A 21,645-nucleotide genomic window follows, 5' to 3' on the forward strand; every position below is an offset into this window, starting at 1 on the left:
ACTGTGTTGGGTCAGACCACTATCACCACTCGGCAAAACTGCCATCGGCATGGCGCCAGATCGGGTTGCGCCAGCGGTGGCCGACGGCGGCGCGCTGAATCACGTATTCCTCGTTGATCTCGATGCCCAGGCCCGGGCCGTTGGGGATTTTCACGAAGCCCTGGTCATAGTCGAACACCCGCGGATCCTTGACGTAATCCAGCAGGTCATTGCTTTCGTTGTAATGGATGCCCAGGCTCTGCTCCTGGATAAACGCGTTGTAGCAAACAGCGTCCAGTTGCAGGCACGCCGCCAGGGCAATCGGGCCCAACGGGCAATGCAACGCCAGCGCCACGTCATAGGCTTCGGCCATGTTGGCGATCTTGCGAGTTTCAGTGATACCGCCGGCGTGGGAGGCATCCGGCTGGATGATGTCGACATAGCCCTCGCTGAGCACCCGCTTGAAATCCCAACGGGAAAACAACCGCTCGCCCAGCGCAATCGGCGTGCTGGTCAGCGGCGCCAACTCTTTCAATGCTTCGTAGTTTTCGCTGAGCACCGGCTCTTCGATGAACATCAGTTTGTAGGCGTCGAGTTCCTTCATCAGCACCTTGGCCATGGGCTTGTGCACCCGGCCATGGAAGTCCACGCCGATGCCGACATTCGGCCCCACCGCATCACGCACGGCGGCGACGTTGGCCAGCGCCAGATCGACTTTTTCGAAGCTGTCGACGAATTGCAGCTCTTCGGTACCGTTCATTTTCACCGCGGTGAAACCACGCTCGACGGCGTCCCTGGCAGCCCTCGCGGTGTCGGCCGGACGGTCGCCGCCGATCCACGAATAGACGCGAATCCTGTCGCGCACCTGACCACCCAGCAGATCGCTGACCGAAACCCCAAGCGCCTTACCCTTGATGTCCCACAGCGCCTGGTCGATCCCGGCCAGGGCACTCATGTGCACCGCACCACCACGGTAGAAACCACCGCGATAGAGCACGGTCCAGATATCCTCGATGTTGCGCGGGTCCTTGCCGATCAAGTAGTCCGACAGCTCATCAACCGCCGCCGCGACCGTGTGGGCCCGGCCTTCGACCACGGGTTCGCCCCAGCCGGTCACGCCTTCGTCGGTTTCGACTTTGAGAAACAACCAGCGCGGTGGAACGATAAAGGTCGTCAGTTTGGTGATTTTCATCTTTAGCTCTCTTGTTATTGGCGCTTGTAGGACCAGCGCGCACGGCGCCCAAAAGTCTTAACGCAGCGCGTTCCAGGCCTGTACATAAGCCTTGGCACGGACCGCCACTTCGTCAGGCGTCAGCCCCGATTTGAACAACCCGGAGCCCAGACCGAAACCGCTGACGCCCGCCTCGAGAAATACCTGCATGTTGTCCGGTGTGATCCCGCCCACTGGAATCAGCAATGTTCCTGCCGGCAGCACCGCCAGCCAGGCCTTGACCACCGCCGGGCCCATTTGCTCTGCCGGGAACATCTTCAAGACATCGGCGCCTTCGGCCAGTGCGGCAAAGGCTTCGGTCGGCGTGGCAACGCCAGGCGACAAGTACAAACCCGCCGCCCTGGCCGCACGCAACACCTTGGGATCACTGTGAGGCATGACGATCACCTGGCCGCCGGCCGCCTTCACTTGCAGGACCTGTTCCGGGGTCAACACCGTACCGGCGCCGATCAGGCAATCAGCAGGCAACGTGCTGCGCAGGATGCGGATGCTTTCGTACGGTTCGGGGGAGTTGAGTGGCACTTCAATGACGCGAAAACCTGCCTGATACAACACCTCCCCGATGGCCGCGGCCTCTTGCGGGCGCAGACCGCGAAGGATTGCGATCAGACCGTTTTTCGCCAGTGCTTGCTTGAGCATGTCAGACCTCTTGGTAGTTGAACGCAGACAGTTCAGCCGAGTAGCCCGGCCGCTTTCGCCAAGTACCATAAACCGCGTTCGGTGGCGTGTTCGACCAGGCTCACCTGAGCAAAACCGCAGGTATCGAGCGCCCGGCTGTAGCGGGCACAGAGTTGGGAGTTGCCGATAAGGATGATCGAGGGCTGTTGATCGCTGTGGCATCGACGACGCTGTACGCCGACAAGGGCCGAGAGCTCATGGCCGATCAACAGACCCGACAGATAGTCGGCTTGCTCGGCCGGGCTCAACTCGCCTGTCAGGCCGAGGCTACGGGCACTGAACAACGTCGAAAGAGGACCGATGTCGCCGTCAGTGGACAGCGCCACCCGCACACCGCGATCAAACGCCGCGCCGTCAAAGGGTGCACCGCGCTGCTGGGTACGCCCAAGAATGCTGTGTTCACTGAGCACAGCGAACAGCTCGCCGGTCATGAACGTGTCGAAGTGCACGATACAGCCGTCGGCCACTTCCACCCATTTCGAATGGCTACCCGGCAAGCCAATCAACAGATTGTCTCCCGCGCCGACAGGCAGACTCTGCAACACGCCGAGGACCTGGGTCTCTTCGCCACGCATCACATTCGGCAGCCGCGAGCGCTCAATTACACCGGGCACGATATGCACATCGACGCCGCGCAGGCTGCGGATGGTTTGTAGGGAAGTGCCGAGGTTGGCGACATTCGCCGGCGTATCGCAGTAAGCCGCTTCACGCCAGCCCTGTGCACTGCCGACCATGCCGCAGGCAATCACCGGAAGACCGGGCTGTGCATCGAGCCAATCACCGCAGGCCTCGTCGAATGCCAGTTCAAAACCGTCGGCACACAACTGGCCCGCGATCACCCGCGGCGCTTTCGGCAACTGCATGATCCCCGATGCAAGCGAACGCTGATCGAGGACGCATCCATTCGGGCCGAGCTTGTACGCACGAAGGGACGTCGTCCCCCAATCGAGCGCGATCAATTGCGCCAGCATCGCTTCACCTGTTTTGTTTTTGGTAGTGAGTGAGCTGGACTATAAACCTGGATACGTACATATCTCAATATATAAATATAATTCCCATATATTGGGATTACTTGAATCCAAATATGGTTTTGAGCGCTCTCGACCCCAAAAAAATCGCAGCCTTCGGCAGCCCCTACAAATCGGTGTAGGAGCCGCCGAAGGCTGCGATTTCTGACAGATGCCGCTTGCGATCAATTGCCCTCGGCAAACTCCCTCAACACCGCCCCATCCATGCGATAACGCACCCACTCTTCCTGTGGCTGGGCGCCGAGGGATTTGTAGAAGTCGATGGCCGGAGTGTTCCATTCCAGCACGCTCCATTCGAAGCGGCCGCAGTCGTTGGCGCAGGCGATTTTTGCGAGGTGGCGCAGCAGTTGTTTGCCGGCGCCGCCACCGCGTTGTTCGGGAGTGATGTAGAGATCTTCGAGGTACAGGCAGTTGCTGCCCAGCCAGGTCGAATAACTGAAGAAAAACACCGCAAAGCCAATCGGCAAACCGTCACGCAAGCAGATCAGGCCATGAGCCGTGGCGCCTTCGCTGAACAGGCTGCGCTCGATATCGGCAACACTGGCGATGACTTCATGCCGGGCGCGCTCGTAGTCGGCGAGTTCGGTGATGAACGCGAGAATTTGTGGCGCATCGCTGGGGGTGGCCGGGCGGATTTCGATCGACATGGATGTGCCTTGTGAACAGTTGAAACCGCCATACTATGTCGGCGATCAGTGCTCGTCACATATCACTTCAAAACTTAATCTACGGGCGTCACCACAAAAGTGCTCCACCCAAAAGGATTGTTATGAGCCTCGCGGCCTTCGCCCCACTGCAAAACCTCGCCTCAACCTTGCTGCCCCACGCGCTGGAGCCGTCCGAGGATGGCGCCCACGATCTGTCGCACTTGCAACGGGTATGGCGCAACGTTCAGCGGATTCAAGCCGAAGAAGGCGGTGACCTTGAAGTGCTGCTGGCAGCCGTATTGCTGCACGACTGTGTGGCTGTAGAAAAAAACTCGCCGCTGCGTTCTCGGGCATCGCGGCTGGCCGCAGAAAAAGCCTCGGCAATCCTCAGCCAGTTGAATTGGCCCAAGCACAAAAGCGCAGCAGTCGCTCACGCCATCGAAGCCCACAGTTTTTCGGCAAACATTCAGCCGACAACCCTGGAAGCAAAAATTCTCCAGGACGCCGATCGCCTCGACTCGCTCGGCATGCTCGGCGTTGCGCGCACGTTTTACATTGCCGGGCGGATGGGCAGCACGCTCTATGATCCACAGGATCCCACGGCGACATCTCGAGAGTACGACGACAAGCGCTTCTGCCTCGACCACTTCCAGACCAAGTTGTTGCACCTCGCCAATGGCTTCCAGACACCGACCGGCAAGCGTCTGGCGCAGCGACGCCACGAACGCCTGAAGTGCTTCATGGACGAATTCATCGAGGAGATCGGTTTATCGCCCAGTGCTGCCTGAGGTGATTACTCCGATTTGCGCCATCCTTGAAACCGTTAAACCCCGAAACACTCCGCAAGAGGCATAGACCGTTCGTCGTGATTACGGCACCAATCAAAACGCCAGCAACACCAATGTAAGGTAACGGCTCTGGTTTTCTGGAGCCCCCCTGATCAGACACGGGAGCATGACCATGACTCGTGGAAGCAAAGCCAAATACACTGCCGAACAGAAGCGCAAAGCTGCGCACATAGAAGCCAGTTACGAAGACAAAGGACTCTCCAAAGAAGAGGCCCAAGCCCGCGCCTGGGCGACAGTCAACAAACAATCCGGTGGCGGCGAGCGCGCAGGCGGGGCTGGTCGGACCAAACCTGCCGCCAAAAAAGCCTCCGACCGTCGGGAGTCGGCCAGACGCGCCGTCGCCACCCGCAAAGGGCTCTCACGAAACCGCAGCGCGTCACGCGAGACACAGACCAAGGACAGCCTGATGAAAGAAGCCCGGGCAAAGAACATTCCCGGGCGCTCGACAATGCGCAAACAGGAGTTGATCGACGCATTGCGCAAGGCGGGCTAGAGAGAACAGAAGGCGACTTCCAAGGCGTCCCGCTCCTGCGGGAGATAAATGTGCAGGAGCGGGTTTATCCGTGATAGCGACTGCGCCTGCCGTTCAGCCGTAGTTTCGGCCAACACGACACGAAGACCGGAACCCCGCCCGAAGCAATTTGTACCCTTGCGCTTTGTAAACTACGGTTAGCCGCGACAGATCAAGCAGTCAATAGCATCTGTTCCACTTGAATCCGCTATCGACAGGTATAAGCATGAACATGGATGCGTCTACGCAATACCCGATTGTCTTGGTTCACGGCCTTTTTGGCTTCGATACGATTGCCGGTTATCCCTACTTCTTCGATATCAAGGAAGCTCTGGAACACGCGGGCGCTCGGGTGTTTACCGTCAATATTCCAGCCGTCAACGGCAATGAGGAGCGCGGTGAAAAACTACTCGAACAGGTCAACCGCATTTTGCAGGAAACCGGCGCCGCCAAGGTCAACCTGATCGGCCATAGCCAAGGCCCGCTGTCCGCACGTTACGTAGCGGCACTGCACCCGGAAAAGGTCGCGTCGGTCACCTCTGTCAGTTGTCCCAACCACGGCTCCGAGATTGCCGACCAATTGCATAAGGCACTGACACCCGGAGAGTTGCCCGAAGCATTCGTGCTGGCCCTGTTGAGCGCAGTCGGCACGTTCATTTCGCTGATCAGTGGCCACCCGCAAAACCCTCAGGACGCTCAAGCAGCTTTCGAATCGCTGACCAGTGCAGGGTTGGCTGAATTCAATCGCAAATACCCGCAAGGCGTGCCAAAACAGTGGGGCGGTGAAGGCAACGAAATTGAAAACGGCGTGTATTACTACTCCTGGAGCGGAATCCTGCAGAACTTCCAAACCCCACAAATACTCGATCCGACCCACATCAACTGCATTGTGCTGTCGAAGTTATTTTATAAAGAGAAAAACGCCAACGATGGGTTGGTCGGACGATACAGCTCACACCTGGGGAAAGTGATTCGCTCGGATTACCCCATGGACCATTTTGACGCCGTCAATCAAATGGCCGGGATCACCAGCTGGAACGTGAGCCCGGTCAGTCTCTATCTGGAACATGCCGCCCGGCTCAAGAGCAAGGGCTTGTAAGCCCATGGCCCGGTTTGAATACCGGGCCATTTTCCAGAACACAGACGCACAGCGCGTTACGGCTCAAGGCCAATAGGGAAAAACTCGCCGCCGCTCCAGACACCCAACCAGCGCTGCCCGTCGATTTCGCGGGTCACGGCCAGTTCGACCAGTTGATAAAACACGTTGCGATGGATCAGCGCTTCAAGGTTGGTGCGTACATGCACGTAAGGCGCAGGTTCCTGGGTAACTGGATCGATCACTACCCGCAACGGATGCTCGGCACCCGCCTCGGCCTGCTCATCAACATTGGTGGTGAAGCGCAACCGCTGGGCCTCACCCTCGCCTTCGACCTCCAGCGTCACGGCAATGAAAGGCGCGTCATCGACCTTGATCCCGACCTTCTCGACCGGAGTAATCAGGAAGTAATCATCGCCGTCGCGGCGAATGATGGTGGAGAACAGCTTGACCATCGGCTTGCGCCCGATCGGCGTGCCCAGGTAATACCAAGTACCGTCGCGGGCGATACGCATGTCGATATCGCCGCAGAAGTCGGGGTTCCACAAATGGACCGGTGGCAAGCCTTTGGACTTGGGGATTTGCCCCAACAGATCGTTAGCTTTCTGCGGACCACTCATGCTGCTCTCCTGGTGAATTACTGATCGCTCATACCCAGCAGGCTACGAGCGTATTGCGCAAGCGGCTGAGCGATCAAGTCTTCTGGCTTGTTGTCGTGGAACGTCAGTAAACCGCCACGACTCTTGATTCGTGCAGTATCGATCAAATACTGGGTGCTGGTCTCGATCAGCATGATCTGAATCACACCACTGTCGAGCCCCAGGCGATCCACGGCGCCCTGATCGATCAATTCATCCGAGTTGCCGATACGGTCGTCGGCCTTGGCAAAACGAGTGTAGAGCAGGTAATGCGCGCCAGCCGCACGCGCCTCACCCATGGCTGTATCCAGGCCTTCGGGGGCGCGAGCACGGCGGACCATCGGGAAATATTCGATAAAGCCGTTGAAGGCTTCTTCAGCGACCACGTTCGGCCGCGGATAGGCACTGCCCGGCGGCGCAAAAGCGCCTTGGGCGATGTAGATAAACGAGTCCGGCTGAATGCGCAGATTATTCACGCGATGGCTGTCGCTGTGATCGAGCAGACCAGAGTCGCTCATGTGGTAGCGAACCCCTTCGCCCATGTCGCTGACATTCATGCAGCCGCCAAGCGCCAAAAAGGCCAGCAGCAAAACCAGGCTACGCATCCTATCCTCCAGAGGCCGGTGACGGAAAACCGGCGAATGTCGGCAGGATGCAGCTTCCGCGCCAGCTCATGAATGGTGGTGTGTCAGATGGTTTTCAGGGGAATGAAATTGCAATCGCGGGCAAGCCTTGCTCCTACAGATTTAGTGTCGATCACCAAATTGTGGGACCACACAAATCCGTAGGAGCAAGGCTTGCTAGCGATGAGGCTAGGCTAGCCGCCGATAATCTTCATGATTGTTGCGCCACCAGAGAATGCCACTTCCTGTTTATCGCCCAAGGCTTTCACCAGCAGACGCTGGAGCGCCGGCAACGCTTGATGACGGGGCTTGTCCAGCAGGTCACCGACAAAGTGGCGGTTGCTCGACGACAGGCAGCCATGCAGCCAGCCAGTGGACGATAGGCGCAAGCGTGAGCACGTGCGGCAGAACGGCACGCTTTCATTGGCGATCACGCCGAAATAGCCGCGCCCCGGAATTTCGTAACGCACCGCCGTGGCATCTACCGGCGCGTCGGCCTGCAGGTACTCATAGCGCTCACCGATCAAGCCCAGCAACTGCTTGAGGCTAACAAACTGCTGCAGGAATGCGTTCGAATCGCTGGCCAGATGGCCCATGCGCATCAGCTCGATGAAGCGCAATTCATAACCGCGCTCCAGGCAATAATCGAGCAATGGCATCACTTGATCGAGGTTCTGCCCGCGCAACGGCACCATGTTGACCTTGATCTTGATGCCCGCTGCGCGAGCCTGGTCCATGCCGTCGAGCACAGTCGCCAGATCGCCACCGCGCGCAATGCTGCGGAATGCATCGGCGTCCAGGGTATCGAGGGAAACGTTGATCCGCCGAATACCGGCGTCCACCAGCAAGGGCAGTTTCTTCGCCAGCAGCTGACCGTTGGTGGTCAGGCTGATGTCGGCAAGGCCCATCTGCCCGACAGCCGTCATGAAGGTTTCCAGCTTCGGGCTCACCAGCGGCTCACCACCGGTGATGCGCAATCGCTCGATGCCCGCGGCCTCGATCAGGTAGGCAACGCCGCGCGCCATGGCCTCGGCCGACAGTTCATCCTGCGCAGCCACCAGTCGCTTGCCATTGGGCACGCAATAGGTACAGGCGTAGTTGCAGGCGGAGGTCAGACTGACCCGCAAGTTGCGGAACTGCCTGCCTTGTCGGTCAACGATCATGGATCACTCCGGCGGAAGTAGATTCGGAAGCGCTAAAACTTGACTCACAAATCAAGTTTTAGCAATACCTAAGCCTGAGTATATTCCTGGGGCACTGCGCCATACAGAGAAAACATGGCGCAATAAGGCATCTGAATGGTTCAGCTGCTCGGCGTGTCGGTATCGCGCTTGCGCTTGTTGCCCATGCGCACGCCGATGTCCATCAGGAACTGGAAGAAACCTTCCTGATCTTCCAGCACGTTGCTCCAGAACGGCGAGTGATACAGCGCGACAGCGCCGTGCACCAGCGCCCAGGATGCGCAGTAGTGGAAGTACGGCGGCACGTCTTCAAGCTTGCCCTCGCTGATGCGGCCCTTGATCAACAAGGTCAGGCGTTCGAAGTTGGAGGCGCGAATCTTGTGCAACTCCTCGACCATCTCCGGCACCTGATTGCCCTTGACCACCTTCTCTTCCAGGCGATCGAACAACCGGTAACGTTGTGGGTCGCGCATGCGGAATTCGAAGTAGGCCCGGGACAGGGCTTCCTTATCCTTATCGACATCGGCAGAGTGCAGCAGCTCGTTCAGGTCACGCTCGTAATCGAGCATCAGGCGCAGATAGATCTCCGCCTTGGACTTGAAATGCTTGTAGATGGTGCCTTTGCCGATACCCACGGCATCAGCGATCATCTCGACGGTGACACTGTCTTCACCTTGTTCGAGGAACAGCTTGAGCGCGGTGTCGAGAATTTCTTGCTCGCGGCGACGAAACTCACGGACCTTACGAGGTTCTTTATGCATAAGAAAAGGTCTGTAGGGGTCAAAATTCGAAGCCGCGTATTATGCCTAACTTGCGCCAAATTGCACGGATCATCCGACCATGACTATGTTTCTTGATGAATTTGTACAGGCTCCGGGCCTGCGTTATTTGAATCATGCAGCCGTTGCACCCTGGCCAAATCGCGCTGCCACGGCGGTAACACGCTTCGCTCAAGAGAACGTTTTGCTGGGCGCGCGGGACTATCCGGACTGGATGGCACTTGAACAACGGCTGCGTGAACGGCTGATGCGCCTGCTTAACGCACCGTCGACGGATGACGTGGCACTGGTCAAAAATACTTCTGAGGCACTGTCTTTTGTCGCCTTTGGGCTGCCATGGCAAAGCGGTGACCAGATTGTCATCAGCGATGAAGAATTCCCGTCCAATCGCATCGTCTGGGAAGCATTGGCAGCACAGGGTGTGGAAGTGGTACAGGCCAGTCTCAAGGGCGATGACCCGGAAGGCGCCCTGTTGGCAGCCTGCGGACCGCGCACCCGCTTGATGTCGGTGAGCGCGGTGCAATTCGCCAGCGGTCTGCGCCTCGACCTGCAACGCCTGGGTGCCGGCTGCAAACAACAGAACGTGCTGTTTTGCATCGACGCCATCCAGCAACTGGGCGCCCTGCCCTTCGACGTCCAGAGCTATCAATGCGACTTCGCCATGGCCGACGGCCACAAATGGCTGCTCGGGCCAGAAGGCCTGGGGGTGTTCTATGTGCGCAGCGAATTGCGTGAGCAACTGAAACTGCACGAATTCGGGTGGCACATGCTCGAACACATGGGCGATTACACCCGCACCGGGTGGGAACCGGCCAAGAGCGCACGACGCTTTGAATGCGGCAGCCCGAACATGCTCGGGGCGATGGCGCTGGAAGCCAGCCTGTCGTTATTGGAAGAAGTCGGCATGGAGCACGTCGCCGCACTGATCGCCGAGCGCGTGAAATGGCTGCAGGACGGCCTGAGCGCAATTCCCGGCGTCGTACTGCATAGCCCGCTGAATCCAGCCCGGCGCGGGGGGATTCTTTCGTTCAGTATCGATGGCATCGATACTCAGACCGTTTACGAGGCCCTGAAAGCCGAGCAGGTGATCTGCATCCCGCGCGGCCCAGGCATTCGCTTTTCACCGCACTTCTACACCGAAAAGCGCGTGATTGACGAAACTGTCGCCATTGTCGCGTCGATCGCCAGGCAGTGAGAACCCAAGCGAAGCGCCTGTATTCCAAATATGTTTAAGAAACAGCAGGGGCAAACTGGACTCGGCGCAATAGTGATCAATACTTGAACTGTCGGCGTGACATCTCCCCCAAGTGTTGCGCCGATGAAGGTACCAAAGGACCGCGTACCTTTGTTTTACTCCTAATGGTCTTAACCCGGATTCACCCCCCAGAACCCGGGTTTTTTTTGCCTGCGATTTGAGCCAGCGGCTCAACCCTGTCAAATCGACTTGACGTGCGCCAACGGAAACAGCCGCTTGAAATTCTCCGTAGTCTGCTCGGCAAAGCGCTCATAGGATTCGCCGCGCAACATGGCCAGAAACTCCGCCACATCCCGCACGTACTGCGGAAGGTTCGGCTTGCCGCGATGAGGGATCGGCGCCAGGTACGGCGAATCGGTTTCCACCAGCAGGCGGTCCGCCGGTACTTGCCGGGCCACATCGCGCAAGGCGTCGGCATTGCGGAAAGTCACGATCCCCGACAACGAAATATAAAACCCCAGATCCAGCGCGGCCTTGGCCATGTCCCAGTCTTCGGTGAAGCAATGCAACACCCCGGCCTGCGGCAACGCAGCCTCACGCAATAACACCAGCGTATCGGCGCGGGCGCCACGGGTGTGGACAATCACCGGCTTGCCGGTCTGCTGGGCCGCTTGCAGGTGCAAACGGAAGGACTCCTGCTGCAACTCGGCCGCTTCCGGCTCGTAATGGTAATCCAGACCAGTTTCGCCGATCGCCACCACCCGCGGGTGATTGAGTTCCTGCAGCAGCCAGTCCAGCGCCGGCGCGGCGCCCGGCTGAACATCCAGTGGATGCACGCCCACCGAACAATCGACGTCGTCGTAACGCTCGGCAAGGGCTTTGACGTCCTTGGCGTTGTCAACACTGACGCCGATACAAAGGAAGTGCCCGACCCCGCACTGACGAGCGGCGGCAAGCGCAGCATCCAGCGAGCCGTCGTGTGCGGCGAGGTCGAGACGGTCAAGGTGACAATGGGAATCTACGAGCATAAAAGACGGCAACTACATCGTATGAGTGGGACGGTCGGACTTCAGGGCTCCGACCAGATAGGTTTCGATTCGGCTTCGGGCGGTGTCGTCGCCTTCATTGAACTGCACGCCGACACCGGCGGCGCGATTACCCTGAGCACCTTTGGGGGTAATCCAGGTCACTGTACCGGCCACCGGAATTTTTTCCGGCTCATCCATCAAGTGCAGCAGCATGAATACCTCGTCGCCCAACTTGTAGCTTTTGTTGGTCGGGATAAACAGACCGCCGTTCTTGATGAACGGCATGTAGGCCGCATAAAGCACGGATTTGTCCTTGATGGTCAGGGACAAGATGCCGTTGCGCGGGCCCAGACTGACGAGTTCGTTCATGCTGACCTCCATGGCTGATGATCAGAGTCTAGGCGCAGACGCTCACTTCGGGGCAGGCAAGGACACCCATTGCACCAACAGCGCTTCCAGCAACAATGCCGGATTGAGGTTGGCCTTGCTCATCACTTTCTGTCGCTGGGCGAGAATCCAGTCCTGAATATTCAAGACTTTTTCCTGGGCGGTTTTCTGCGCAAGGTACTGAATCACCTTGCGCATGTCCGCCAGGCCGAGCCCGGCTTCGTCCTGAGTCAGCTGATAACGCAGAATCAGGCTCGACCAGTCGCAGAACCAGTCGAACAGCTGCAACATCGGAATGGATTTCCACTCTTCGGCCAGCTGCGTTGGTGACTGTTGCTGCTTGAGTAACTTCTTCACACCCTCGACGACCAGCGCACGCTGCTCACGCACGCCCTGCCCTTGCAGCTTGACAGCCGCCAGCGGTGAACCCGCGGCCAGGGTCAACAGTTCGGCACGCTCTTCTTCAGTGCAATCGGGCAAGGCCTTAGCCAGCCATTGCAGGCTCATGGCTTCGCTCGGCAACGGACAGGCCTGTTGCACGCAACGACTCTTGATGGTCGGTAGCAGACGGCTGGTCTGGTGGCTGACCAGCAGCAACACGGTATCGCCCGAGGGTTCTTCGAGGCTTTTCAACAAGGCGTTGGCAGCGTTGATGTTCATCGACTCGGTGGGCTCGATCAACACGACTTTGCGCCCACCCATCTGCGCGGTCTGGACCACGAAGCTGACCAGATCACGAACCTGATCGACCTTGATCGCCTTGTCGGCCTCTTCAGGTTCCAGGATGTAGTTGTCGGGGTGGCTGCCAGCCTTGAGCAGCAGGCAGGATTTGCACTCGCCGCAGGCGCCCTGTGCGGTTGGACGCTGGCAGAGCAAACTGGCCATCAGCCGCTCGGCCAGCGCACGCTTGCCGATCCCGGCCGGGCCATGCAGCAAATAGGCGTGGGCGTGCTGGGCCCGGCCAGCCAATTGCTGCCAAAGGCTGTCTTGCCACGGATAGGCTTCAGCCACGGGCCAGCTCCAGCAGACGCGGCAGCAAGGCATCCAGCGACTGCTGAACCTGTGCCAACGGCTGCGAGGCATCCACCAACAGGTAACGCGCCGGATCAGCTTCAGCACGCTTCAAGAACGCGCTACGCACCGCCTCGAAAAACACTCGCCCCTCAAGCTCGAAACGGTCCAACCGACCGCGAGCGCTGGCACGCGCCATGCCGATTTCAATCGGCAAGTCGAACACCAGCGTCAGGTCCGGGCGCAGGTCGCCCTGAACAAAAGTTTCCAGGGTCGCGATACGCTCAAGCGACAATCCACGACCACCGCCCTGATAGGCGTAAGTCGAATCGGTAAAGCGGTCGCACAACACCACCGCGCCCCGCTCCAGCGCCGGGCAAATGATCTCGGACAGATGCTGCGCGCGCGCCGCGAACACCAGCAACAGCTCGGTATCCGGGTTCATGACCTCATCGACCGGAGCCAGCAGCACGTCGCGGATTCGCTCGGCCAACGGCGTGCCGCCGGGCTCGCGAGTCAACACGACTTCGATACCCTTGGCGCGCAGACGCTCGGCCAGGTATTCACGATTGGTGCTCTTGCCCGCGCCTTCCGGGCCTTCCAGGGTAATAAACAAGCCAGTCACAGGCAGTCCTTAGTCAGAGTCATTGCGGGCTTTGCGGCTCATCGGTACTCGGTGCCGGAGCGGCAGCTGGGGCCGGAGCTGGAGCCGGTTGCGATGGCGGCAGTTGCGGTGCCACCTCTGGAGCCGTGTCGGGCGACGCCGGAGGAGTCGGTGCCGGCGCATCAGGCGTCGCGCCCCCGTTGGCTGGCGCAGGGCTGGAACGGTAATCGGCGCGTCGTTTGATCTGGAACTCGCGCACCGCATTGTTGTGGGCATCCAGGTCGTCGGAGAACACGTGACTGCCGTCACCACGCGCCACGAAATACAAACTGCTGCCGGACACCGGATTCAGCGCCGCATGAATGGCTTCACGACCAACCATGGCAATCGGCGTCGGCGGCAGCCCGGCGATCAGATAAGTGTTGTAGGGCGTCGGCTCTTTCAGGTGAGCGCGAGTCAACTTGCCGTTGTAGCGATCACCCAGGCCATAGATCACGGTCGGATCGGTTTGCAGCAACATGCCGATCTGCATGCGCCGCACAAACACTCCGGCAATCTGCCCTCGCTCTTGCGGCACACCGGTTTCCTTCTCGACCAGCGAAGCCATGATCAGCGCCTGATAGGGTTCGGTGTAGGGTGCGTCAGGGGAGCGCTTGCTCCACTCTTTTGCGAGGACGTCGTCGAGGCGCTCGTATGCTTTTTCCAGCAGCTCCGCGTCCGTCATGCCCCGCACAAAACGATAGGTGTCCGGGAAAAACCGGCCCTCCGGAAACACTCCAGCGTGACCGAGCTTGTCCATCACATCGCTGTCGCTCAGCCCGGCAAGGGTTTGTTGGAGCTTGTCATTTTTTGCCAGCGCCGCACGGACCTGATGGAAGTTCCAGCCCTCGACCAGCGTCAGGCTGTACTGAACCACTTCACCGCGCTGCCAAAGACTGATCAAGCCCTGTGCATTCATCCCCGGCAGCATACGGTATTCACCGCTGTGCAGCGGCTGCGCGGCAAGGTTCAAGCGCCAGTACAGGCGCAGCCAAAAGGCGTCCTGAAGCACACCATCGGTTTCGAGGCGATTGAAGGTCCCGGACGGTGTCGCGCCGTTCGGTACATCCAGTAACTCCTCCTGAGTAATCTTGAGTGGCTGCTCCAGCGCCGAGTTGATCTTCCAGGCCGAAGCGCCCAGCAGTAGCCCTGCCAGAACCAGTCCGGTTTCCAGCAGCAGCAAGAATTTACGTCTCACGAATCAAGCATCCAGTAGCGCGCGGGCAATGCCTTGCAGTTTACGGGTGAGCGGCCCAACCGGCCAGCTCAGTGCAGCATAAGCGCGTACCGGCCAGATGCCGTACACGCTGTTGCAGACGAAAACTTCATCAGCCTGCTGCAGTTGATCAAGGCTGATGTCAGTGACATGCGTGACAATCCCCAGCCTCTCGGCCTGGGACAAGAGTTCGGCGCGCATCACTCCGGCAACGCCGCAACGACTCAGATCAGCCGTCAACAACGCGCCATCACGCACCAGGAACAGATTACTGAAAACACCCTCGATCACCCGCCCCTGAAGATCCAGCATCAAGCCTTCGGCATGCTCGCTATCCTGCCATTCAGCACGGGCAATGACTTGTTCGAGACGATTGAGGTGCTTGAGGCCCGCAAGTAGCGGCTGCTCGGAAAGTCGGGTGGTGCAGGGGAACAGCCTAATACCTTGCTGCGCATGGACAGTAGGATAAGCCGCAGGAGGATTGCCTTGCAGAATACGGCGCGGCGACACCGAAGGATCGGCCGCGTAACCCCGCTGGCTGTCGCCACGGGTCAGCATCAGCTTGAGCACACCTTCGCCAAGGGCGGTGGCGTACATCAGTAGCTCACTGCGAATCAATGCAGGATCCGCGTTAATCGCCAAGCGCGAGCAGCCATCGGCCAGACGACTCAAATGTCGATCCAGCAACAATGGCTGCCCACCCTTGACGGCGATGGTCTCGAACAGGCCATCGCCGTACGCCAGGCCGCGGTCTTTTAGCGACAGTGCGTCAGCCGGCTGACCGTCGACCCAGCTTTCCATCAATCGGCAAACCGACGGAACACCAGCGAGCCATTGGTACCGCCAAAACCGAACGAGTTGGACAGCACCACATCGATCTTCGTATCACGCGCCGTGTGCGGCACGAAGTCGAGGTCGCAACCTTCATCCGGCTCATCAAGGTTGATGGTCGGTGGTGCAACCTGGCCGTTGATTGCCAGCACACTGAAAATCGCTTCGACCGCGCCCGCCGCACCCAGCAGGTGACCGGTCATGGACTTCGTCGAGCTGACCGCCAGCTTGTAGGCGTGATCGCCAAACACCGACTTGATCGCGCAGACTTCGGCGAGGTCGCCGGCCGAGGTCGACGTACCATGGGCGTTGATGTACTGGACCTGGTCGACGTTCAGCTTGGCGTCACGCAGTGCATTGACAATGCAACGTGCAGCGCCTGCGCCATCGGCCGGCGGCGAGGTCATGTGGTACGCATCGCCACTCATGCCAAAGCCGATCAGCTCGGCGTAAATGGTCGCACCACGCGCCTTGGCGTGCTCCAGCTCTTCAAGCACCAACGCACCGGCACCGTCGGACAACACGAAGCCATCACGGCCCTTGTCCCATGGACGGCTGGCGCGGGTCGGCTCGTCATTGCGGGTCGACAACGCACGAGCAGCACCAAAGCCACCCATGCCAAGACCGCAAGCGGCCATCTCGGCACCACCGGCAATCATCACGTCGGCTTCGCCGTAGGCAATGTTGCGCGCCGCCATACCGATACAGTGTGTACCGGTGGTACAGGCTGTCGAAATGGCGTAGTTAGGCCCCTGCGTACCCAGATGGATGGACAGGAAACCGGAAATCATATTGATGATCGAGCCTGGCACGAAAAACGGAGAAATCCGCCGTGGCCCCGAATCATGCAGCGTGCGGCTGGTTTCTTCGATATTGGTCAGACCGCCAATACCCGAGCCCATGGCCACGCCGATACGTTCACGATTGGCGTCGGTGACTTCCAGGCCGGCGTTACGCACTGCCTGAAACCCTGCTGCCAGACCGTATTGAATGAACAGGTCGAGTTTGCGAGCTTCCTTGACCGACAGGTATTCCTCGACATTGAAGCCCTTTACCGAGCCGCCAAAATGGGTGGAATAGGCAGAAAGGTCGGTGTGTTCGATCAGACCAATGCCACTGCGGCCAGCCAGAATGCCCTGCCAGCTGCTCGGCACATCCGTGCCCAGTGGCGACAACATACCCATACCGGTGACTACGACGCGTCTACGCGACACAGCACTCTCCTTTTTTCAAATGACGACTTTGCATCAGGCCTAAAGAAAAAACCGCACGCCGAGATGGCAGTGCGGTTTTTCCATGACAGCTAACAACGGCTACAAACTATTACGCCTGATGGCTAGTAACGTAGTCGATGGCAGCTTGTACAGTAGTGATCTTCTCAGCTTCTTCGTCAGGAATTTCGGTCTCGAATTCCTCTTCCAGAGCCATCACCAGCTCAACGGTGTCAAGGGAGTCGGCACCCAGGTCTTCAACGAAGGAAGCAGTGTTCACAACTTCTTCTTCTTTAACGCCCAGTTGCTCAGCAACGATTTTCTTGACGCGCTCTTCGATGGTGCTCATACCTTGTTTTCACTCCTAATGGACAAATTCAGGCAGCTGGCCAGTGGGTAAGTGTATAGAAAGGCTTTTCAGTTTTTCAACTGAAAGCTTCACTCCTCAAACCCTGACGACCCTCTGCCTATAAATAGATTGCAGCTTTATAACGGATTTTAGACAGCTCGTATGACATTTTTTTGAAGCAATCCGTCACATTTGAATTACATGTACATCCCGCCGTTCACCGGGATTGTAGCCCCAGTAACGTAAGCCGCACCGTCCGACGCAAGAAAAGCGACCACGGACGCGATCTCTTGAGCTTGCCCCAGACGGCCCAGCGGAATTTGCGTCTGCAAGGCTTCACGCTGCGCCTCTGGCAGTTCGCGGGTCATATCGGTATCGATGAACCCAGGGGCCACCGAGTTGACCGTAATCGAGCGCGAACCTACTTCACGCGCCAGAGCGCGGCTGAAACCTTCCAGACCTGCCTTGGCGGCTGCATAGTTTACTTGGCCTGCGTTGCCCATGGCACCCACAACCGAACCAATACTGATAATTCGTCCCCAACGCGCCTTGGTCATGCCACGCAAAACACCCTTGGACAGGCGAAACAGACTGTTCAGGTTGGTGTCGACGACATCATGCCACTCGTCATCTTTCATGCGCATCATCAGGTTATCGCGGGTGATACCGGCATTATTCACCAGAATCGCCGGCGCGCCGAACTGCTCTTGAATGCTCGCCAGCACGGCCGCTACGGACTCGTCGCTGGTGACATTGAGCTCAAGGCCAGTGCCTTGAATGCCGTTTTCTTTCAGGGTTGCCGCGATGCGCTCAGCGCCCGAAGCGGAAGTCGCAGTACCCACCACGATAGCGCCCTGACGACCCAGTTCCAGTGCGATAGCCTGGCCAATACCACGGCTGGCGCCGGTAACCAGTGCAACTTTACCTTGCAGACTCATGCAGGCTTCTCCTTAGTTCAGGCCAACGCTGTGCGAGCAGCAGCGAAAGCATCCGGGGTGTTCAGGTTAGAGGTCGACACGCCTTCGGCGCAGCGCTTGTTCAGGCCAGCCAGGACTTTGCCCGGACCGCATTCAACCAGTTGAGTAGCGCCTTTGGCGGCCAGCGCCTGGACCGACTCAACCCAGCGAACTGGCTTGTAGAGTTGCTCGAGCAGATCGCGCGTGAGCGTTTCCAGGTCCGGCGCCACATCAGCGCTGACGTTCTGCACCAGCGGGATTTGCGGAGCCTGCCAGTTGATCGCAGCAATCGACTCGGCAAAACGCTCGGCAGCCGGGCGCATCAGTTCGCAGTGCGATGGCACGCTGACCGGCAGCGGCATGGCGCGCTTGGCACCACGCGCCTTGCAGCCTTCAATGGCGCGCTCGACAGCCGCCTTGGCACCGGCGATGACCACCTGGCCCGGCGAGTTGAAGTTGACCGCGCTGACGACTTCGCCTTGCGCCGCTTCGGCACAGGCAGCCAGCACATCAGCGTCGTCCAGACCGAGAATGGCAGCCATACCGCCCTGTCCGGCCGGCACCGCTTCTTGCATCAATTGACCGCGACGCTCTACCAGCTTCACGGCGTCACCCAGACTCAGGCTACCGGCCGCGACCAGCGCGCTGTACTCACCCAGGCTATGACCGGCGACGTAAGCCGGACGTGCACCGCCCTCAGCCAGCCACAGACGCCACAAGGCAATCGAAGCGGTGAGAATCGCCGGTTGGGTTTTGTCGGTTTGATTGAGCTGCTCTTCCGGCCCTTGCTGGGTCAGTGCCCACAGGTCATAACCCAGAGCATCGGAAGCTTCTTTGAAAGTTTCGAGGATCAACGGATGTTGCGCGCCCAACTCGGCCAGCATGCCGAGGGACTGCGAACCCTGTCCTGGAAAGACGAATGCGAGGGAAGCAGACATGTAACAAGCCCCTAATGATCTTGTCGTCGGAGAATTAACGTCCTGTACTGCTGGACGCAAGAAACTGACAGTTGGATGGCTAATTGAACTGAGCGGTCACATTTAAGCATTGTCGGGCGAAAATGCCTAAAGCAACAAATCCTCGAGACGACCGTGAAGCCGCTGCGGGAGGTTCTCCTGAATCTCGATCAAGGCGCGCTGAATGGCACTCTGGAAGCCCTGCACACCGGCCGAACCGTGACTTTTAACAACGATCCCCTGCAAACCGAGGAAGCTTGCGCCATTATGTCGTGCAGGCGCCAGATCGGCCTGCAGACGCTTCATCAGCGGCAACGCCAGAGCCCCGACCATTCTCGATGCCAGGTTTTGCTTGAACAACGCCTCGATCCGCCCGGCGATCATGGTCGCCAGCCCTTCGCTGGATTTGAGCAGGATATTGCCGACAAAACCGTCGCAAACCACCACGTCAGCCTCGCCACGGTACAAGCCATCACCCTCGACGAAGCCGATGTAATTCAGCCCGCGAGCGTTTTGCAGCAGCGTGGCCGCCAGCTTGACCTGTTGATTACCCTTGATGTCTTCCGTGCCGATGTTCAGCAATGCGACCTTCGGCCGAGCAATGCCCAAGGTTTCAGCCGCCACAGAGCCCATCACCGCGAACTGGAACAGGTGCTCGGCACTGCAATCGACATTCGCCCCCAGATCGAGCAACTGGCAATAACCACGTTGCGTCGGGATCGCCGCCACCATCGCCGGCCGATCGATACCCGGCAAGGTCTTGAGCACATAACGCGACAACGCCATCAGCGCACCGGTGTTGCCGGCACTGACACAGGCCTGAACCTTGCCATCGCGCAACAACTCAAGCGCAACCCGCATCGAGGAGTCCGGCTTGCCACGCAGGGCCTGGGAAGGCTTTTCGTCCATGCCAATCACGTCGCTGGCCGGCACAATCGTCAGGCGCGCGCGATCCACAGCCGACTGGCTGGCGATCAATTCTTCTAAAAGGGAGGGTTGACCGACGAGGGTCAGGTGCAGCGAGGGCGTAGCAGACAGACAAGCAAGGCTGGCCTGAACAATGCTGCGGGGACCGAAGTCCCCGCCCATTGCGTCAATCGCGATGACTTGAGCGGACAAGGATTACTCGTCAGCGCCCTTGTCGATCACTTTACGGCCACGGTATACGCCTTCTGGCGATACGTGGTGACGCAGGTGAACTTCACCAGTGGTCTTTTCTACGGACAGGGTGCTTGCCTCGAGAGCATCGTGCGAACGACGCATGTCACGGGCGGAGCGGGATTTTTTGTTCTGCTGAACAGCCATAATTGATTAACTCCTAAACGTTTGGGTCACGCTTTAACTGCGCCAATACACTGAACGGGTTGGACCGCGTTACCTCGTCCTCGCTCGGTTCGGGCTCATCGAGACCCGCCGGCTGCTGGCATTCTTCCGGATGATGAGCAGGCACAATGGGCAAGGCGAGCAGAAGCTCCTCCTCGATCAGTGACTGCAGATCCAAAGGATCTTCGCCCAGTTCCAGCACGTCATAACCTTTCGGCAACGACTGGGTATTCGCACCCTCCTTCACCACAGCATAACTGCATTCGCTGTGAATCGGCAGGGTGACCAGCTCAAGACAACGCTGGCAAACCATTTTGACTTCAGTGTCGATAAAACTGTGGATAACCACAGATTTACGTTCATCTCGTTCAAAAACGAATTTAGCCTGCACCGTACCGACAGTGTCGGAAAGCGGGTCGCAGAGTCTCTCCAAATCGGCCAGCAGCATTTCACCTTGAAGGGTGGTGCCACGATCAGCCAATTTGCGCGGGTCAACGTGAGGTGGAATCGGGTCATTCAACATAGGCGCAGCATTATAGGGATGCCCCCAGCCATGTCAAAGGAAATTCAGTCCTGTCCGTCACTTGGAAGCCCCGCTAGAATTTGCGACTGACTTTTGGAGAGCCGTATGCTGCCTTTATTACTTGCTTCAAGCTCGGTCTATCGCCGCGAATTACTGGCCCGCTTGCAACTGCCATTTACCTGCAGCTCACCGGATATCGACGAAAGCCACCAACCGGAAGAGTCAGCCATTGAACTGGTCAAACGCCTGGCCCGCGAAAAAGCCCAAGCACTGGCCGGCAGCCATCCTGCCCACCTGATTATCGGTTCGGACCAGGTCGCCGTGCTCGACGGAAGGATTATTGGCAAACCCCACACGTTCGAGAAGGCTCGCGATCAATTATTGTCCGCCAGCGGCGCCAGCGTGACCTTCCTGACCGGCCTGGCGGTGCTCAACAGCCAGACCGGCCATTGCCAGCTCGATTGCATCCCCTTCACCGTACACATGCGCAGACTGGATCAGGCACGCATTGAACGCTACCTGCGCGCCGAACAGCCCTACGACTGCGCTGGCAGCTTCAAGGCCGAAGGATTGGGTGTGAGCCTGTTTCAGAGCACCGAAGGCCCGGACGCCACCAGCCTGGTCGGCCTGCCGCTGATTCGCCTGGTGGACATGCTGCTGGCTGAAGGCGTGCAGATTCCTTGAGGCTGCGATCTTTTGGTCAAAAAAAACCGGCCACGCAGGCCTAATGCCAGTCAGTTAAGCTGACTGGCATTTTTATTTCTGATCGGATACTTC

The 21,645-nt window shown here is 58.7% G+C and carries 26 protein-coding genes; 5 read left to right on the forward strand and 21 right to left on the reverse strand.

Annotated features, from left to right (window positions below; all coding sequences use genetic code 11):
* Nucleotides 1-22: 22 nt before the first annotated feature.
* From dgoD to BK658_RS15795, 4 genes are all read right to left on the reverse strand, one after another.
* Nucleotides 23-1,171: a galactonate dehydratase gene (dgoD, locus tag BK658_RS15780; protein WP_123583077.1), complete on the reverse strand. Its 1,149-nt coding sequence runs from the start codon at nucleotides 1,169-1,171 to the stop codon at nucleotides 23-25.
* A gap of 57 nt (nucleotides 1,172-1,228) precedes the next feature.
* Nucleotides 1,229-1,849 carry a 2-dehydro-3-deoxy-6-phosphogalactonate aldolase gene (locus BK658_RS15785; protein WP_123583078.1) on the reverse strand — a complete coding sequence of 207 codons (621 nt, stop codon included), beginning with the start codon at nucleotides 1,847-1,849 and terminating at the stop codon, nucleotides 1,229-1,231.
* A gap of 32 nt (nucleotides 1,850-1,881) precedes the next feature.
* Nucleotides 1,882-2,859 (reverse strand): 2-dehydro-3-deoxygalactonokinase, encoded by a 978-nt coding sequence (locus BK658_RS15790; protein WP_123583079.1) that lies wholly within the window; start codon nucleotides 2,857-2,859, stop codon nucleotides 1,882-1,884.
* 221 nt (nucleotides 2,860-3,080) lie between these two features.
* Nucleotides 3,081-3,563: a GNAT family N-acetyltransferase gene (locus BK658_RS15795; RefSeq protein ID WP_123583080.1), complete on the reverse strand. Its 483-nt coding sequence runs from the start codon at nucleotides 3,561-3,563 to the stop codon at nucleotides 3,081-3,083.
* Nucleotides 3,564-3,685: 122 nt separating this feature from the next.
* Here BK658_RS15795 and BK658_RS15800 point away from each other — a divergent pair, with 122 nt between their 5' ends.
* The 3 genes from BK658_RS15800 (at nucleotide 3,686) to BK658_RS15810 (ending at nucleotide 6,021) form a co-directional block, all read left to right on the forward strand.
* Nucleotides 3,686-4,351 (forward strand): HD domain-containing protein, encoded by a 666-nt coding sequence (locus BK658_RS15800; protein ID WP_123583081.1) that lies wholly within the window; start codon nucleotides 3,686-3,688, stop codon nucleotides 4,349-4,351.
* A gap of 172 nt (nucleotides 4,352-4,523) precedes the next feature.
* Nucleotides 4,524-4,904: a Rho termination factor N-terminal domain-containing protein gene (locus BK658_RS15805; protein ID WP_123583082.1), complete on the forward strand. Its 381-nt coding sequence runs from the start codon at nucleotides 4,524-4,526 to the stop codon at nucleotides 4,902-4,904.
* A 244-nt stretch (nucleotides 4,905-5,148) separates the two neighbouring features.
* Complete coding sequence (locus BK658_RS15810; protein WP_123583083.1) at nucleotides 5,149-6,021, forward strand: esterase/lipase family protein; 873 nt, start codon at nucleotides 5,149-5,151, stop codon at nucleotides 6,019-6,021.
* Nucleotides 6,022-6,077: 56 nt separating this feature from the next.
* On the opposite strand, the gene BK658_RS15815 is transcribed toward BK658_RS15810, so the two are convergent.
* From BK658_RS15815 to BK658_RS15830, 4 genes are all read right to left on the reverse strand, one after another.
* On the reverse strand, nucleotides 6,078-6,638 hold the full coding sequence (locus BK658_RS15815) for a DUF1285 domain-containing protein (protein WP_123583084.1): 561 nt from the start codon (nucleotides 6,636-6,638) through the stop codon (nucleotides 6,078-6,080).
* A 17-nt stretch (nucleotides 6,639-6,655) separates the two neighbouring features.
* Entirely contained in the window at nucleotides 6,656-7,261 is a 606-nt protein-coding gene (locus BK658_RS15820) for a DUF4823 domain-containing protein (protein ID WP_123583085.1), read from the reverse strand.
* 212 nt (nucleotides 7,262-7,473) lie between these two features.
* Nucleotides 7,474-8,442, reverse strand: coding sequence for a GTP 3',8-cyclase MoaA (locus BK658_RS15825; RefSeq protein ID WP_123583086.1), 969 nt, complete (start codon nucleotides 8,440-8,442; stop codon nucleotides 7,474-7,476).
* A 140-nt stretch (nucleotides 8,443-8,582) separates the two neighbouring features.
* A complete protein-coding gene (locus tag BK658_RS15830; RefSeq protein ID WP_019689364.1) occupies nucleotides 8,583-9,221 on the reverse strand; it encodes a TetR/AcrR family transcriptional regulator in 639 nt (212 codons plus the stop codon).
* Between the two features lie 79 nt (nucleotides 9,222-9,300).
* Here BK658_RS15830 and BK658_RS15835 point away from each other — a divergent pair, with 79 nt between their 5' ends.
* Nucleotides 9,301-10,434, forward strand: coding sequence for an aminotransferase class V-fold PLP-dependent enzyme (locus BK658_RS15835; protein WP_123583087.1), 1,134 nt, complete (start codon nucleotides 9,301-9,303; stop codon nucleotides 10,432-10,434).
* Nucleotides 10,435-10,673: 239 nt separating this feature from the next.
* Here the strand turns inward: BK658_RS15835 and BK658_RS15840 are convergent, their stop codons facing one another.
* The 13 genes from BK658_RS15840 to BK658_RS15900 form a co-directional block, all read right to left on the reverse strand.
* Nucleotides 10,674-11,462, reverse strand: coding sequence for a TatD family hydrolase (locus BK658_RS15840; protein ID WP_123583088.1), 789 nt, complete (start codon nucleotides 11,460-11,462; stop codon nucleotides 10,674-10,676).
* A gap of 12 nt (nucleotides 11,463-11,474) precedes the next feature.
* Nucleotides 11,475-11,831, reverse strand: a complete 357-nt coding sequence (locus BK658_RS15845; protein WP_054593340.1) for a PilZ domain-containing protein — start codon at nucleotides 11,829-11,831, stop codon at nucleotides 11,475-11,477.
* Nucleotides 11,832-11,873: 42 nt separating this feature from the next.
* On the reverse strand, nucleotides 11,874-12,860 hold the full coding sequence (locus tag BK658_RS15850) for a DNA polymerase III subunit delta' (RefSeq protein ID WP_123583089.1): 987 nt from the start codon (nucleotides 12,858-12,860) through the stop codon (nucleotides 11,874-11,876).
* Entirely contained in the window at nucleotides 12,853-13,485 is a 633-nt protein-coding gene (gene tmk / locus BK658_RS15855) for a dTMP kinase (protein ID WP_123583090.1), read from the reverse strand. Before tmk ends, BK658_RS15850 begins: the two co-directional genes overlap by 8 nt.
* Nucleotides 13,486-13,504: 19 nt before the next feature.
* Nucleotides 13,505-14,701, reverse strand: a complete 1,197-nt coding sequence (gene mltG / locus BK658_RS15860) for an endolytic transglycosylase MltG (protein WP_123583091.1) — start codon at nucleotides 14,699-14,701, stop codon at nucleotides 13,505-13,507.
* Nucleotides 14,702-14,704: 3 nt separating this feature from the next.
* Nucleotides 14,705-15,520: an aminodeoxychorismate lyase gene (gene pabC, locus BK658_RS15865; RefSeq protein ID WP_123583092.1), complete on the reverse strand. Its 816-nt coding sequence runs from the start codon at nucleotides 15,518-15,520 to the stop codon at nucleotides 14,705-14,707.
* Complete coding sequence (gene fabF / locus BK658_RS15870) at nucleotides 15,520-16,764, reverse strand: beta-ketoacyl-ACP synthase II (RefSeq protein WP_123583093.1); 1,245 nt, start codon at nucleotides 16,762-16,764, stop codon at nucleotides 15,520-15,522. Before fabF ends, pabC begins: the two co-directional genes overlap by 1 nt.
* Before the next feature lie 109 nt (nucleotides 16,765-16,873).
* Complete coding sequence (gene acpP, locus BK658_RS15875; protein ID WP_003175607.1) at nucleotides 16,874-17,110, reverse strand: acyl carrier protein; 237 nt, start codon at nucleotides 17,108-17,110, stop codon at nucleotides 16,874-16,876.
* A gap of 197 nt (nucleotides 17,111-17,307) precedes the next feature.
* Nucleotides 17,308-18,048 carry a 3-oxoacyl-ACP reductase FabG gene (fabG, locus tag BK658_RS15880; RefSeq protein ID WP_007997043.1) on the reverse strand — a complete coding sequence of 247 codons (741 nt, stop codon included), beginning with the start codon at nucleotides 18,046-18,048 and terminating at the stop codon, nucleotides 17,308-17,310.
* Between the two features lie 17 nt (nucleotides 18,049-18,065).
* Complete coding sequence (fabD, locus tag BK658_RS15885; protein ID WP_123583094.1) at nucleotides 18,066-19,004, reverse strand: ACP S-malonyltransferase; 939 nt, start codon at nucleotides 19,002-19,004, stop codon at nucleotides 18,066-18,068.
* A gap of 126 nt (nucleotides 19,005-19,130) precedes the next feature.
* Nucleotides 19,131-20,141, reverse strand: coding sequence for a phosphate acyltransferase PlsX (gene plsX / locus BK658_RS15890; RefSeq protein ID WP_081013687.1), 1,011 nt, complete (start codon nucleotides 20,139-20,141; stop codon nucleotides 19,131-19,133).
* A gap of 3 nt (nucleotides 20,142-20,144) precedes the next feature.
* Entirely contained in the window at nucleotides 20,145-20,327 is a 183-nt protein-coding gene (rpmF, locus tag BK658_RS15895; protein WP_003179396.1) for a 50S ribosomal protein L32, read from the reverse strand.
* 13 nt (nucleotides 20,328-20,340) lie between these two features.
* Entirely contained in the window at nucleotides 20,341-20,868 is a 528-nt protein-coding gene (locus tag BK658_RS15900) for a YceD family protein (RefSeq protein ID WP_008152342.1), read from the reverse strand.
* Between the two features lie 105 nt (nucleotides 20,869-20,973).
* On the opposite strand from BK658_RS15900, the gene BK658_RS15905 reads away from it, so the two are divergent.
* Nucleotides 20,974-21,552 carry a Maf family protein gene (locus BK658_RS15905; RefSeq protein WP_123583095.1) on the forward strand — a complete coding sequence of 193 codons (579 nt, stop codon included), beginning with the start codon at nucleotides 20,974-20,976 and terminating at the stop codon, nucleotides 21,550-21,552.
* Nucleotides 21,553-21,645 lie beyond the last annotated feature (93 nt).

Source organism: Pseudomonas brassicacearum (assembly GCF_003732175.1).
Classification (GTDB): domain Bacteria; phylum Pseudomonadota; class Gammaproteobacteria; order Pseudomonadales; family Pseudomonadaceae; genus Aquipseudomonas; species Aquipseudomonas brassicacearum_G.

Bases quoted from the DNA above. Each gene is read 5' to 3' on its own strand.
- dgoD (WP_123583077.1), bottom strand. From the start codon at position 1,171: ATGAAAATCACCAAACTGACGACCTTTATCGTTCCACCGCGCTGGTTG.
- BK658_RS15785 (WP_123583078.1), bottom strand. From the start codon at position 1,849: ATGCTCAAGCAAGCACTGGCGAAAAACGGTCTGATCGCAATCCTTCGC.
- BK658_RS15790 (WP_123583079.1), bottom strand. From the start codon at position 2,859: ATGCTGGCGCAATTGATCGCGCTCGATTGGGGGACGACGTCCCTTCGT.
- BK658_RS15795 (WP_123583080.1), bottom strand. From the start codon at position 3,563: ATGTCGATCGAAATCCGCCCGGCCACCCCCAGCGATGCGCCACAAATT.
- BK658_RS15800 (WP_123583081.1), top strand. From the start codon at position 3,686: ATGAGCCTCGCGGCCTTCGCCCCACTGCAAAACCTCGCCTCAACCTTG.
- BK658_RS15805 (WP_123583082.1), top strand. From the start codon at position 4,524: ATGACTCGTGGAAGCAAAGCCAAATACACTGCCGAACAGAAGCGCAAA.
- BK658_RS15810 (WP_123583083.1), top strand. From the start codon at position 5,149: ATGAACATGGATGCGTCTACGCAATACCCGATTGTCTTGGTTCACGGC.
- BK658_RS15815 (WP_123583084.1), bottom strand. From the start codon at position 6,638: ATGAGTGGTCCGCAGAAAGCTAACGATCTGTTGGGGCAAATCCCCAAG.
- BK658_RS15820 (WP_123583085.1), bottom strand. From the start codon at position 7,261: ATGCGTAGCCTGGTTTTGCTGCTGGCCTTTTTGGCGCTTGGCGGCTGC.
- BK658_RS15825 (WP_123583086.1), bottom strand. From the start codon at position 8,442: ATGATCGTTGACCGACAAGGCAGGCAGTTCCGCAACTTGCGGGTCAGT.
- BK658_RS15830 (WP_019689364.1), bottom strand. From the start codon at position 9,221: ATGCATAAAGAACCTCGTAAGGTCCGTGAGTTTCGTCGCCGCGAGCAA.
- BK658_RS15835 (WP_123583087.1), top strand. From the start codon at position 9,301: ATGACTATGTTTCTTGATGAATTTGTACAGGCTCCGGGCCTGCGTTAT.
- BK658_RS15840 (WP_123583088.1), bottom strand. From the start codon at position 11,462: ATGCTCGTAGATTCCCATTGTCACCTTGACCGTCTCGACCTCGCCGCA.
- BK658_RS15845 (WP_054593340.1), bottom strand. From the start codon at position 11,831: ATGAACGAACTCGTCAGTCTGGGCCCGCGCAACGGCATCTTGTCCCTG.
- pabC (WP_123583092.1), bottom strand. From the start codon at position 15,520: ATGGAAAGCTGGGTCGACGGTCAGCCGGCTGACGCACTGTCGCTAAAA.
- acpP (WP_003175607.1), bottom strand. From the start codon at position 17,110: ATGAGCACCATCGAAGAGCGCGTCAAGAAAATCGTTGCTGAGCAACTG.
- fabG (WP_007997043.1), bottom strand. From the start codon at position 18,048: ATGAGTCTGCAAGGTAAAGTTGCACTGGTTACCGGCGCCAGCCGTGGT.
- fabD (WP_123583094.1), bottom strand. From the start codon at position 19,004: ATGTCTGCTTCCCTCGCATTCGTCTTTCCAGGACAGGGTTCGCAGTCC.
- rpmF (WP_003179396.1), bottom strand. From the start codon at position 20,327: ATGGCTGTTCAGCAGAACAAAAAATCCCGCTCCGCCCGTGACATGCGT.
- BK658_RS15900 (WP_008152342.1), bottom strand. From the start codon at position 20,868: ATGTTGAATGACCCGATTCCACCTCACGTTGACCCGCGCAAATTGGCT.
- BK658_RS15905 (WP_123583095.1), top strand. From the start codon at position 20,974: ATGCTGCCTTTATTACTTGCTTCAAGCTCGGTCTATCGCCGCGAATTA.